Here is a 13,264-nt window from a genome sequence, read left to right on the forward strand (position 1 = left end):
GAATGCAGACGCCGTGTCGGATCTAGCTTGAGTACGGGCGGGCCCGTGACGCGCCGGTGGCGGGCACGTGAAACCGACCCAAACGATCCCAACGACGCGGCAACGCCTGGCTAACGGCTCACGGATCGAATCAGTGGATGCGGTGGGGTCCGTGAATCAGCCGGCAAGCGGCCAAGCGTTGCATTGTGCGGCCGACATTGGGGGGCCGACGAAATCGGCTCACAAAATGCGGTGGTGGGCCCTGCCGACGTGGTAACCCGCCGGGAAGGACTTCTCGATGACCTGCAGCTGGTGGTTCACTCTCGACTCCAGCTCGAGCACCACGCAGCTGTCACCGACGGTCTTCGACTCAAGGACGATGTACCGCTGACCGCCACCGTTGACATCGGTGATCGGGTCACCGGAGTGCAATGTTTCGACGGGCACCAAATCCGGATTTCCGTTTGACTCCACGCGAAACACAGTAAGGCAATTAAGCCGACTAGGGAACACTCTGCGTGGGTGCGCCACCTCGACGCGGAGGCACCAGCGGGTTGGCCGCGGCGGGCTCGCTCTTGGGTGGTCGCCAGTGATTGTGACCAGCTGCCGGAGCGGGAATGCGTGTTGGACAGCCGAATCCCCGCAATTGGCGCAACGTGCCCCGGAAGCCGCGCTACATTTGGCTCCTAGCCACCAGACAGCTTGCCCGAAAACGGCAGAGGTCCCTGATGTCGCTTTTGATCACATCACCGGCGACGGTGGCTGCGGCGGCAACACATCTGGCGGGTATCGGATCGGCGCTCAGCACAGCCAACGCGGCAGCGGCCGCTCCGACGACGGCGCTATCGGTCGCGGGTGCCGATGAGGTCTCGGTGCTGATCGCAGCGCTATTCGAGGCGTACGCCCAGGAGTATCAGGCGCTGAGTGCCCAGGCACTGGCGTTCCACGACCAGTTCGTGCAGGCGCTCAACATGGGTGCGGTTTGCTATGCGGCCGCAGAGACAGCCAACGCAACTCCGCTGCAGGCTCTGCAGACTGTGCAGCAGAACGTCCTCACCGTGGTCAACGCGCCCACCCAGGCATTGCTAGGTCGACCAATCATCGGCAACGGTGCCAACGGGTTACCGAACACCGGGCAAGACGGTGGGCCCGGCGGGTTGCTGTTCGGCAACGGTGGCAACGGCGGATCCGGCGGGGTGGATCAGGCCGGTGGTAACGGCGGTGCAGCCGGCCTGATCGGTAACGGCGGGTCCGGCGGCGTCGGCGGGCCGGGGATAGCTGGCAGTGCGGGCGGGGCGGGCGGCGCCGGTGGGCTGCTGTTCGGCAACGGCGGGCCCGGCGGGGCCGGTGGGATTGGCACCACCGGTGACGGTGGGCCTGGCGGTGCCGGCGGTAACGCCATCGGTCTGTTTGGCAGCGGAGGTACCGGCGGGATGGGCGGCGTCGGCGGCATGGGCGGTGTCGGCAACGGCGGCAACGCGGGTAACGGCGGCACCGCCGGACTGTTCGGTCACGGCGGGGCCGGCGGTGCCGGGGGCATCGGCAGCGCCGACGGCGGGCTCGGTGGTGGCGGCGGCAATGGCCGGTTCATGGGCAACGGTGGGGTCGGCGGTGCCGGCGGCTACGGCGCTAGCGGAGACGGCGGAAACGCCGGCAACGGCGGCTTGGGCGGCGTGTTCGGCGATGGCGGGGCCGGTGGTACCGGCGGTCTGGGTGACGTTAACGGCGGGCTTGCCGGTATTGGCGGTAACGCCGGGTTCGTCGGCAACGGCGGAGCCGGCGGCAATGGCCAGCTCGGCAGCGGCGCAGTCTCCTCGGCGGGTGGGATGGGCGGCAACGGGGGCTTGGTGTTCGGCAACGGCGGCCCCGGCGGTCTAGGCGGGCCGGGCACGTCGGCCGGCAACGGCGGTATGGGCGGCAACGCTGTCGGACTGTTCGGCCAGGGCGGGGCCGGCGGGGCCGGCGGGTCCGGATTCGGGGCCGGTATTCCAGTTGGCAGGGGCGGTGACGGCGGTAGCGGCGGGCTGATCGGCGACGGCGGCACCGGTGGCGGTGCAGGCGCGGGTGACGCTGCTGCATCGGCCGGTGGTAACGGTGGTAACGCCCGGTTGATCGGGAACGGCGGTGACGGTGGCCCGGGCATGTTCGGCGGGCCCGGCGGAGCTGGCGGCAGCGGCGGCACGATATTCGGCTTCGCCGGAACCCCCGGGCCGAGCTAGGCGTGTTGCATCCCGCCCAACGGCGCAGGCAACAATGGTGCGATGAGTGGCGCCAGCTCATCGGAGTCGCCCACCTGCTATCGCCATCCCGGGCGCCGGACCTACGTCCGCTGCACCCGATGTGATCGGTACATCTGTGGCGAATGTATGCGCGTGGGTCCCGTCGGCCACCAGTGCGCGGAGTGTGTGCGCGAAGGCGCCCGGGCGGTGCGGCAGCCTCGTACCCCATTCGGCGGGCGGCAGCGGTCGGCAACTCCGGTGGTTACATACACGCTGATCTCGCTGAATGCGCTGGTGTTCGTCATGCAAGTGACCGTGATGGGTCTGGAACGGCAGCTCGCTTTGTGGCCACCCGCGGTCGCCAGCGGTCAGACCTACCGGTTGGTGACCTCGGCGTTCCTGCACTACGGGGCGATGCACCTGCTGTTGAACATGTGGGCGCTGTATGTGGTGGGTCCGCCGTTGGAGATGTGGCTGGGCCGGTTGCGGTTCGGCGCGCTGTATGCGGTGAGCGCGCTGGGTGGCTCGGTGTTGGTCTATCTGATCGCACCGCTTAATACGGCGACGGCGGGGGCATCGGGGGCGGTGTTCGGTCTTTTCGGTGCCACGTTCATGGTGGCCAGGCGGCTCCACCTTGATGTTCGTTGGGTCGTCGCGCTCATCGTGATCAACTTGGCTTTCACGTTCCTCGCGCCGGCGATCAGCTGGCAGGGGCACGTCGGCGGGCTGGTAACGGGTGCGCTGGTGGCAGCGACCTACGTCTACGCGCCCAGGGAACGTCGGAACTTGATCCAGGCCACAGTGACGATCACCGTTTTGGTTGCGTTCGTCGTGCTGATCGGCTGGCGCACAGTCGATTTGCTCGCACTGTTCGGTGGGCGCCTCAACCTGAGCTGAACACATCAAAACCGATAGCCGCTTGTCTTCGCGTGTCTTCGGGGAATCCGACGCGGTCACATCTAAACTTGCCACGATCAAGAGGAGGGGCAGCGACGTATCGGCAGCAAGCACTGCGCCGGACGACGAAGTGGTCAGGGCGCGCTAACAGCGAGAGCTGAGCCGGGCGGGATTCACTCCGTGCCGGCACGTTCTGTTCCCCGGCCCCGTTGGGTGGCCCCGGTGCGCCGGGTCGGTCGGCTGGCCGTATGGGATCGGCCGGAGCGGCGCAGCGGAATTCCAGCGTTAGATGGCCTTCGTGCGATAGCGGTCGCGCTGGTACTCGCCAGCCATGGCGGCATCCCCGGTATGGGCGGCGGGTTCATCGGCGTCGACGCCTTCTTCGTCTTGAGCGGATTTCTCATCACCTCGCTGCTGCTCGACGAGCTGGGGCGCACCGGTCGTATCGATCTGAGCGGGTTCTGGATTCGCCGTGCGCGGCGGCTGCTGCCGGCGCTGGTGCTGATGGTTCTCACCGTGAGCGCCGCACGCGCACTATTTCCTGACCAAGCTCTCACCGGGCTACGGAGCGATGCGATCGCCGCGTTCCTATGGACGGCGAATTGGCGGTTTGTGGCCCAAAATACCGATTACTTCACCCAGGGCGCTCCACCCTCGCCCCTACAGCACACCTGGTCGTTGGGGGTGGAGGAGCAGTATTACGTTGTCTGGCCACTGTTGCTGATCGGGGCGACGCTACTGTTGGCGGCCCGGGCGAGGCGCCGTTGCAGACGGGCCACGGTGGGCGGGGTTCGGTTCGCCGCGTTCCTGATTGCCAGTCTCGGCACGATGGCTTCCGCCACCGCCGCGGTCGCATTTACCTCGGCGGCCACCCGCGACCGGATTTACTTCGGCACCGATACCCGTGCGCAGGCGTTGCTGATCGGCTCCGCGGCAGCGGCTCTGCTGGTGCGGGATTGGCCATCGCTGAACCGCGGGTGGTGCCTGATCCGGACTCGCTGGGGACGGCGGATTGCCCGTCTGTTGCCGTTCGTCGGGCTGGCTGGGCTGGCGGTGACGACTCACGTCGCAACGGGCAGTGTGGGCGAGTTCCGCCATGGTCTGCTGATCGTGGTGGCAGGTGCGGCCGTCATCGTGGTTGCCTCGGTAGCCATGGAGCAGCGCGGAGCGGTGGCCCGCATCCTGGCCTGGCGACCGTTGGTGTGGCTGGGCACCATATCGTACGGCGTCTATCTGTGGCACTGGCCAATCTTTCTGGCGCTCAACGGCCAACGTACGGGCTGGTCGGGCCCGGCCCTGTTTGCCGCTAGGTGTGCAGCCACGGTGGTGCTGGCCGGTGCGTCGTGGTGGCTGATCGAGCAACCTATTCGGCGCTGGCGACCGGCACGGGTTCCGCTGTTGCCGCTGGCAGCGGCGACCGTTGCCAGCGCTGCCGCCGTGACGATGCTCGTTGTTCCGGTCGGAGCCGGACCGGGGCTACGCGAGATCGGCCTTCCGCCCGGCGTTTCGGCGGTCGCCGCGGTCTCGCCGTCGCCGCCGGAAGCGAGTCAGCCCGCGCCCGGGCCACGAGATCCCAACCGGCCGTTCACCGTTTCGGTATTCGGTGATTCGATCGGGTGGACTTTGATGCATTACCTGCCGCCGACTCCCGGATTCCGGTTCATCGACCACACCGTCATCGGCTGCAGCCTGGTACGCGGCACACCGTATCGGTACATCGGTCAAACCCTGGAGCAGAGGGCGGAATGCGACGGCTGGCCGGCCAGATGGTCGGCGCAGGTCAACCGGGACCAACCGGACGTTGCGTTGCTGATCGTCGGCCGCTGGGAGACGGTAGACCGGGTCAATGAGGGGCGGTGGACACATATCGGCGACCCGACCTTCGATGCGTACCTCAACGCCGAGCTACAGCGAGCGCTCAGCATCGTTGGATCCACCGGGGTTCGAGTGATGGTCACCACCGTGCCCTACAGCCGCGGCGGCGAAAAGCCGGACGGCCGCTTGTATCCGGAGGATCAACCCGAGCGTGTGAACAAATGGAACGCCATGTTACATAACGCCATTAGCCAACACTCGAACGTCGGAATGATCGACCTCAACAAAAAGCTTTGTCCAGACGGCGTTTACACGGCCAAGGTCGACGGCATCAAGGTCCGCAGTGATGGTGTTCATCTCACCCAGGAAGGCGTGAAGTGGCTGATACCGTGGCTTGAGGATTCGGTGCGGGTCGCCAGTTAATCCGCCGTGTGCTCCGGATGAGCGCGACGGTAACCCTGGAATTGTGCTGTGTGCTGGCTGTGTCGTTGTGATGAGCCTGTCTAAGTGGTGCGTAACCGTTTGACGAGCCGCGGCCTCGCTGCAAACATTGAAGCCCGCACGTCTGGGTTTGTATTTACACAACGAGGGCGCTCCCCGATCTGGCGCGCGCAACGAGGTGCGCACTATCCATTCGAGGTGAACTGGACTCCTTGATGCTCAGGCCGGTGCGGTTTGTCGAGAAAGGCGAATAGGAACAGTCCATGAAAGTGTGGATCACTGGGGCTGGCGGAATGATGGGGTCACATCTCGCCGAAATGTTGCTGGCCGCCGGACACGATGTGTACGCTACCTACTGCAGGCCGACCATCGATCCGTCGGACCTGCAATTCAACGGAGCAGAAGTCGATATCACCGACTGGTGCTCGGTCTACGATTCGATAGCGACATTCCGCCCCGACGCGGTATTTCATCTCGCGGCCCAAAGCTATCCGGCGGTTTCGTGGGCCCGGCCGGTTGAGACGCTGACCACCAACATGGTTGGCACCGCCATCGTTTTCGAAGCACTACGTCGCGTGCGACCGCACGCAAAGATTATTGTTGCGGGCTCGTCGGCCGAATATGGATTTGTTGACCCATCCGAGGTTCCGATTAATGAGCGGCGAGAACTTCGCCCGCTCCATCCGTATGGTGTTTCTAAGGCGGCCACCGACATGCTGGCGTATCAATATCACAAGTCTTACGGCATGCACACCGTCGTCGCTCGTATCTTCAATTGCACCGGGCCACGCAAAGTCGGAGATGCACTTTCCGATTTCGTCCGCCGTTGTACATGGTTGGAGCACCATCCGGAACAAAGTGCCATCCGGGTGGGAAATCTTAAGACGAAACGGACTATCGTGGACGTCCGCGATCTCAATCGGGCGTTGATGCTGATGCTGGATAAAGGCGAGGCCGGGGCTGACTACAATGTGGGAGGTTCGATCGCCTACGAGATGGGCGACGTTCTCAAACAAGTAATCGCGGCTTGTAAACGTGACGATATCGTGCCGGAAGTCGACCCCGCCCTTCTTCGGCCCACCGACGAAAAGATCATCTACGGAGATTGCAGCAAGCTGGCGGCCATAACAGGCTGGCAACAAGAAATCTGTTTGACTCAGACGATTGCCGACATGTTCGATTATTGGCGTAGCAAATCCGAGTCCGCTCTGATGGTGTGACCGAATGTCTTTGTCCTGCCAACCTGAGGAGCAGATAAGATTGACCGTAACGGACTCTCAGTATCGACAAAAGGTGTGCACCGCGAGAACTGCTGAGGAGATCTTTGTAGAGACAATCGCTGTCAAGACACGCATCCTCAATGACCGGGTCTTGCTGGAAGCCGCTCGCGCAATTGGGGACCGCTTGATTGCCGGCTATCGTGCGGGAGCACGCGTCTTCATGTGTGGCAACGGTGGTAGCGCTGCGGATGCGCAACATTTTGCCGCGGAGCTAACGGGTCACCTGATCTTTGATCGGCCACCGCTTGGCGCCGAGGCACTCCACGCCAATTCGTCGCACCTAACAGCGGTGGCCAACGACTATGACTACGACACCGTTTTTGCCAGGGCCCTCGAAGGATCTGCGCGTCCCGGCGACACGCTTTTTGCGATAAGTACCTCCGGCAATTCTATGAGTGTACTGCGGGCCGCGAAAACCGCAAGGGAGTTGGGTGTGACGGTTGTTGCAATGACGGGCGAATCCGGCGGCCAGCTGGCAGAATTCGCAGATTTCTTGATCAACGTCCCGTCACGCGACACCGGGCGAATCCAGGAATCTCACATCGTTTTTATTCATGCGATCTCCGAACATGTCGAACACGCGCTTTTCGCGCCTCGCCAATAGGAAAGCCGATCCTTACGCGGCCATTCGAAAGATGGTCGCGGAACGTGCGGGACACCAATGGTGTCTCTTCCTCGATAGAGACGGGGTCATCAATCGACAAGTGGTCGGCGACTACGTACGGAACTGGCGGCAGTTTGAATGGTTGCCCGGGGCGGCGCGGGCGTTGAAGAAGCTACGGGCATGGGCTCCGTACATCGTTGTCGTGACAAACCAGCAGGGCGTGGGTGCCGGATTGATGAGCGCCGTCGACGTGATGGTGATACATCGGCACCTCCAAATGCAGCTTGCATCCGATGGCGTGCTGATAGATGGATTTCAGGTTTGCCCGCACCACCGTTCGCAGCGGTGTGGCTGCCGTAAGCCGAGACCGGGTCTGGTCCTCGACTGGCTCGGACGACACCCCGACAGTGAGCCATTGCTGAGCATCGTGGTTGGGGACAGCCTCAGCGATCTTGAATTGGCACACAACGTCGCCGCTGCTGCCGGTGCATGTGCCAGTGTCCAGATAGGGGGCGCCAGTTCTGGCGGTGTCGCTGACGCGTCATTTGACTCGCTCTGGGAGTTCGCTGTCGCAGTCGGACATGCGCGGGGGGAGCGGGGCTAATGGCGATCTTGCGCGGGCGAGCGCCGTTGCGGCTCGGACTCGGCGGTGGCGGGACAGACGTGGAACCGTACTCGAGCCAGTTTGGCGGACGAATTCTTAGCGTAACCATCGACAAATACGCCTACGCGTTCGCGGAGCGCGGAACAGGAGATGAGATCGCCTTTCGCTCGCCGGACCGCGACCGAGCCGGCCAGGCCTCGATCGACGATCTGGCGTCTCTCGAAGAAGACTTTCCGTTGCACGTCGCCGTCTACCGGCGGGTGATTGCGGAGTTCAACGGTGGTACACCGTTTCCGCTCCAGCTGGCGACGCAGGTGGACGCTCCTCCCGGGTCGGGGCTGGGCTCGTCGTCTGCTTTGGTGGTGGCGATGCTTCTCACGACATGTGCGCTCATCGGCTCGTCGCCGGGCCCATACGAGCTGGCGCGACTGGCCTGGGAAATCGAACGGGTTGATCTCGGCATGGCCGGTGGTTGGCAAGACCACTACGCCGCGGCTTTCGGCGGCTTCAACTTCATGGAGTCCCGCCCCAACGGAGAAGTCGTGGTGAATCCGCTTCGGATACGGCGGGAGGTGATCGCCGAACTGGAAGCTTCCCTTCTTCTGTACTTCGGCGGCGTCTCCAGGCTGTCGTCGGAAGTCATCGCCGATCAACAACGCAATGTCGTCGAGCGAGACGCGGACGCGCTTGCGGCCACTCACTCGATCTGCGCCGAGGCACTCGAAATGAAGGATCTTCTCGTGGTGGGTGACATACCCGGCTTCGCCGATTCACTGCTTCGCGGCTGGCAAGCGAAAAAGCGGACGTCAACCCGAATCTCGAACCCCGCAATCGAGCACGCTTACCAGGTCGCGCAGTCCAGCGGCATGGTCGCCGGGAAAGTCTCGGGTGCCGGTGGGGGTGGCTTCCTCATGATGATCGTGGACCCGCGTCGCCGTATCGAAGTCGCACGCAGCCTCGAACGAGAGTGCGGAGGATCGGTGGCTCCTTGCCTGTTTACCAAAGGCGGAGCGGTGACCTGGCATATCCCAGAGTCCACGGCACCCCGTAAGGCGTGGAGTTGCTGATGCCGTGGCTTCAGCGCTCGGAAACGCTGGAATCTTGCTGTGTGCTGGCTGTGTCCTTGCGACGAGCCACTCGACTTGGCGCGTACCGGTTTGACGATCGGGGAGCCCAGTGCAAGCATGAGACCCCGCAAGCACCGGGCGCTGACGCCTCTTCGTGAGGTGACTGAGACGACACCCCCGTGTGTCCTGGCCGTGAGGAGGTGAGGGCGAGATGAGTCCGAGCGACAGTCCCGATCCGACATTCGTCTTGTCCCGATCTGGCTCCGGCATTCTTTCTGCCTTCTGAGCTTTCGCGAGTTACTGCGCATGTCCGATGTGGCGCAGTTGTGGCGTTCTGAATGACGCACGCTGATCGGGCTTCCTGCAGGAGAAGACCATGACCACGATGATCATGACTTTTGTTGTTCCACAACGTGTTACCCGTGCGACGAAAGGGCGGGCACGGTCGCTGCTGCGGGTGAGTCGGCGTCTGACGGACACGTTTCGCGCACCGCTCGCCTGGACCCCGCAGGAGCGGGCCGACCGGTATGTGGCACGTATGCCGATCGCGGTGATTGCGGACTGAGCGGGCGTCGGCGCGTGGCGCGGTTACCCGTTGGACCGGCGCTAGCCCAACCCGCGCGCGCGTGTTGGTACACCGACACGCTGTCTGGGCCCTACAACTGCGCACGCTCGCGGCCAGTGCCGCTAGCCGACCACCTCAATGGGATCACCAACGGTGACGGCGTCGAAGTACCATGCCGCGTTGTCCGGGCTGAGGTTGATACAGCCGTGGCTGACGTTGGCGTATCCCTGCGAGTTGACCGACCAGGGGGCCGAGTGCACGTACACGCCGCTCCAGGTAACACGAACCGCGTAGTGGGCGGTGAGCAGATACCCGTCCGAGGAATTCAGCGGGATGCCGATGGTACGCGAGTCCATCACGACCGTGCGCTCCTTGGACATTGCGTGAAAGCTACCGATTGGTGTCGGGCGGCTGGGCTTGCCTAACGACGCGGGCATGGTGCGGAGGACTTCTCCGTTTCTGCTGACCGTGAAGGTATGTGCCGAGATGCTGGCAACCCCGATCAGTGCGTCACCGGTCTCGAATCCTTCGGTCAGTTCCTGCACACCCACCGAGACACGGGTGTGAGGTGGCCAATACCGGTGGGGCACCCACCGCACGACATTGCTAGCGACCCACTCGAAGTGTCCGGTCGTGTTGTGCGGTGTGCTGATGCGGATGGACCGCTCGACGGCGCGGCGATCGGTCACGGGCGTGGTGAATGTCACCACCACCGGGTGCGCCACCCCCACCACGGCACCATTAGCCGGCGACACCGACGCAACGCCTGGGATCGGTTGGAGTGGCGGGACCGCGGCGGTCGCTATGCTGACTGATTCCGCGGTGAGCATCAGCGTGATCGCGACCACAACGGATAGATAACGAACCACTCGACGCATGGCGTCCACCCTCCCGAGATGGTGCGATCGACACACGACATTCTAGTGACCATCGACCCATTGCGGGCCGAGCAAGCAGTTTCTGGATAGCCCCGCCGCCCCGCGGGTGCGGATTGGCAGGCCGCGCGGCCTCGCGTTAGCCTCAGCGGAATCGGTGCCAAGGCCGAGGAGGTGCGGGTGCTCTTCCGTCAGCTGGAGTACTTCGTCGCGGTCGCCCAGGAGCGGCATTTCGCTCGGGCCGCTGAGAAGTGCTACGTGTCGCAACCTGCGCTGTCTTCGGCAATCGCCAAGCTCGAACGCGAACTCAACGTCACCCTGATCAATCGCGGACACAGTTTCGAAGGCCTTACTCGCGAGGGTGAGCGGTTGGTGGTATGGGCCAAGCGGATACTTGCCGAGCACGCTGCGTTCAAGGCCGAGGTGGATGCGGTGCGGTCCGGGATAACCGGGACGCTTCGGCTAGGCACGGTTCCCACCGCGTCAACGACGGCATCCCTGGTGCTGTCGGCGTTTTGCTCGGCGCACCCGTTGGCGAAGGTGCAAGTCTGTTCCCGGCTGGCTGCGACCGAGCTGTACCGACGGCTGCGCGAATTCGAGCTCGATGCCGTCATCGTGCACCCCGAGACCCAAGACAGTGATGATGTTGATCTGGTGCCGCTCTATGAGGAGCAGTACGTGCTGTTGTCGCCGGCGGATATGCTGCCGCCGGGGACATCGACGTTGGTGTGGCGGGATGCCGCGCAACTACCGTTGGCATTGCTCACTGCGGATATGCGGGACCGCCAGGTTATCGACGCCGCGTTCGCCGACCACGCGGTCTCGGCGATCCCGCAGGTCGAAACCGATTCCGTTGCTTCGCTGTTCGCACAGGTGGCAACCGGCAACTGGGCGTCCATCGTTCCGCACACCTGGCTATGGGCAATGCCAATGAGCGGGCCGACGGGTGGTGAGATCCGCGCGGTCGAATTGGTCGATCCGGTGCTGAAAGCCCAGATCGCCCTGGCTACCAACGCCTTGGGACCGGGATCTCCGGTTGCCCGAGCGCTCATAACATGCGCGCAGGCGCTGGCGCTGAACGAATTCTTTGACACGCAGCTGCGGGGGATCACCCGTCGCCGCTGATCGCGGGCGTCGCTGCGCTGGTAGTGTTCAGCTTCGCCAGGTGGCCGCTCTCCACCCCGTCTGCAGGGTCGAGTTCGCAGTCGATGAGTGACGGTCCGTTCGATGCCAGTGCATCGGTCAGCGCCGACTCCAGTTCGGTTGGGGTGCTTACGTGATATCCTTTGCCGCCGAACGCCTCTGCGATCAGTTCGTGACGTGCATGAGCGTTCAGCACGGTGGGCGCTGGGTCGTGTCGCCACACCGGGGCGGCCGACCTAAAGATCGTTGCCTCGTCGCCGCGGTAGACGCCGCCGTTGTTGAGGATGACGACGGTGACCGGGAGTCGGTATCGGCAGATGGTCTCGAACTCCATGCCGCTGAAGCCAAATGCGCTGTCGCCCTCGATCGCCACGACAGGTCGCCCGGTCTCGACGGCGGCCGCGATGGCGTAGCCCATGCCGATGCCCATCACGCCCCAGGTTCCGCTGTCGAGCCGGTGCCGCGGTAGGTGCATGTCGATGATGTTGCGGGCGAGGTCCAGCGCGTTGGCGCCTTCGTTGACCACATAGACATCCGGGTTGCGTTGCAGCACAGACCTAATGGCACCAAGCGCGTTGTAGAACCGCATCGGATGATGATCGTCGGCCAACCGCCGACGCATCTTGGCACTGTTGCGGGCCTTGCGGTCGGCGAGCTCGCCGGTCCACGCCGCCGAGGCCACGCTCGAACGATCGGCCGCAGCTTCGAGGAGCGCCGACATTACCGAGCCGATGTCGCCGGTCAGCGGTGCCACGATCGGCCGGTTGCTGTCAAACTCCGACGCCTCGATATCGACCTGGATGAACTTGGCATCGGCCGACCATTGCGGCGACTCTCCGTTGCCTAGTAGCCAATTCAGCCGAGCGCCAACCAGCAGCACCACGTCGGCGCGGGCCATCGCCAGCGAACGAGCCGCAGCCGCCGACTGCGGGTGTGAGTCGGGCAGCAGCCCCTTGGCCATCGACATCGGCAGGAAGGGAATGCCGGTGTGCTCCACAAACTCCCGAATAACGTTGTCGGCCTGCGCATATGCCGCGCCCTTGCCGAGCACGAGCAGCGGTCGCTGCGCTTGGGCGAGCACGTCCAGCGCGCGATCAATCGCCTCCGGTGCCGGCAGTAGTCGGGGAGCCGGGTCCACCGGCCGCCAAATGGCGCCGGAAGCAGCCGATGCCTCAACGGCCTGGCCCAGCACATCGCCGGGGATATCGAGGTATACACCGCCGGGCCGCCCGGAGGTCGCGGTGCGAATGGCGCGCGCGACGCCGCGCCCGATGTCCTGGACTTGGCCGATCCGATACGCCGCCTTCACGAACGGTCGAGCGGCGTTGAGCTGGTCGAGGTCCTGATAGTCGCCGCGCTGCAGGTCGACCATCGGCCGGCTGCTCGATCCGGAGATCTGGATCATCGGGAAGCAGTTCGTGGTGGCGTTCGCCAGCGCGGGCAGGCCGTTGAGAAAGCCGGGGCCGGACGTCGTCAGACACACGCCGGGCCGTGCGGTGAGGAACCCCGCGGCGGCCGCCGCATTGCCCGCTGATGCTTCGTGGCGGAAACCGATATAGCGGATCCCCGAGGCTTGGGCGGCGCGAGCCAGGTCGGTGATCGGGATGCCGACAACGCCGTAGATGGTGGCGACGTCGTTGGCTTTGAGGGCGTCCACCACCAGGTGGCAGCCGTCGGTCAGCACTGTGCAGGGAGATGCCGATCGTGTGGTCATGGTGTTCACTGTTGTCCGGGGCGCCGGCCGTGTCCAAGACCGAGTCACTATGCAGCGATTT

General features: G+C 64.3%; 11 protein-coding genes and 1 pseudogene. 9 read left to right on the forward strand and 3 right to left on the reverse strand.

The genetic code is table 11. The features are described 5' to 3' along the window. Positions 1-219 precede the first annotated feature (219 nt). The gene (locus FF952_RS00590) at positions 220-453 is read right to left on the reverse strand and encodes a hypothetical protein (protein WP_003899816.1); all 234 of its coding nucleotides are present in this window, start codon (positions 451-453) and stop codon (positions 220-222) included. A gap of 254 nt (positions 454-707) precedes the next feature. On the opposite strand from FF952_RS00590, the gene FF952_RS00595 reads away from it, so the two are divergent. The 8 genes and pseudogenes from FF952_RS00595 to FF952_RS00630 all read left to right on the forward strand — a co-directional run bounded on the left by FF952_RS00595 (position 708) and on the right by FF952_RS00630 (position 9,471). After that, positions 708-2,198 (forward strand): PE family protein, encoded by a 1,491-nt coding sequence (locus FF952_RS00595; protein ID WP_003905235.1) that lies wholly within the window; start codon positions 708-710, stop codon positions 2,196-2,198. A 42-nt stretch (positions 2,199-2,240) separates the two neighbouring features. After that, entirely contained in the window at positions 2,241-3,095 is an 855-nt protein-coding gene (locus FF952_RS00600) for a rhomboid family intramembrane serine protease (protein WP_003899818.1), read from the forward strand. Between the two features lie 180 nt (positions 3,096-3,275). After that, positions 3,276-5,333 carry an acyltransferase family protein gene (locus FF952_RS00605; protein ID WP_003900811.1) on the forward strand — a complete coding sequence of 686 codons (2,058 nt, stop codon included), beginning with the start codon at positions 3,276-3,278 and terminating at the stop codon, positions 5,331-5,333. 281 nt (positions 5,334-5,614) lie between these two features. Further along, entirely contained in the window at positions 5,615-6,571 is a 957-nt protein-coding gene (locus FF952_RS00610) for a GDP-mannose 4,6-dehydratase (RefSeq protein WP_003400829.1), read from the forward strand. Positions 6,572-6,644: 73 nt separating this feature from the next. After that, positions 6,645-7,235, forward strand: coding sequence for a D-sedoheptulose 7-phosphate isomerase (locus FF952_RS00615; RefSeq protein WP_003400839.1), 591 nt, complete (start codon positions 6,645-6,647; stop codon positions 7,233-7,235). Between the two features lie 31 nt (positions 7,236-7,266). Further along, the gene (gene gmhB, locus FF952_RS00620; RefSeq protein WP_003400840.1) at positions 7,267-7,839 is read left to right on the forward strand and encodes a D-glycero-alpha-D-manno-heptose-1,7-bisphosphate 7-phosphatase; all 573 of its coding nucleotides are present in this window, start codon (positions 7,267-7,269) and stop codon (positions 7,837-7,839) included. After that, a pseudogene (locus FF952_RS00625) lies at positions 7,839-9,000 on the forward strand (D-alpha-D-heptose-7-phosphate kinase HddA). Before gmhB ends, FF952_RS00625 begins: the two are co-directional and overlap by 1 nt. Before the next feature lie 282 nt (positions 9,001-9,282). Beyond that, positions 9,283-9,471, forward strand: coding sequence for a hypothetical protein (locus FF952_RS00630; protein ID WP_003400850.1), 189 nt, complete (start codon positions 9,283-9,285; stop codon positions 9,469-9,471). Between the two features lie 122 nt (positions 9,472-9,593). Here FF952_RS00630 and ldtMt1 read toward each other — a convergent pair whose 3' ends face one another. Further along, positions 9,594-10,349, reverse strand: a complete 756-nt coding sequence (gene ldtMt1, locus FF952_RS00635; protein WP_003400856.1) for a L,D-transpeptidase LdtMt1 — start codon at positions 10,347-10,349, stop codon at positions 9,594-9,596. Positions 10,350-10,526: 177 nt separating this feature from the next. Here ldtMt1 and oxyS point away from each other — a divergent pair, with 177 nt between their 5' ends. Beyond that, the gene (oxyS, locus tag FF952_RS00640; protein ID WP_003400857.1) at positions 10,527-11,471 is read left to right on the forward strand and encodes a LysR family transcriptional regulator OxyS; all 945 of its coding nucleotides are present in this window, start codon (positions 10,527-10,529) and stop codon (positions 11,469-11,471) included. Here the strand turns inward: oxyS and oxc are convergent. After that, entirely contained in the window at positions 11,455-13,203 is a 1,749-nt protein-coding gene (oxc, locus tag FF952_RS00645) for an oxalyl-CoA decarboxylase (RefSeq protein WP_003905237.1), read from the reverse strand. The genes oxyS and oxc overlap by 17 nt on opposite strands. Positions 13,204-13,264 lie beyond the last annotated feature (61 nt).

The organism is Mycobacterium tuberculosis complex sp. N0072, from assembly GCF_030323725.1.
In the GTDB taxonomy this organism is placed as follows: domain Bacteria; phylum Actinomycetota; class Actinomycetes; order Mycobacteriales; family Mycobacteriaceae; genus Mycobacterium; species Mycobacterium tuberculosis.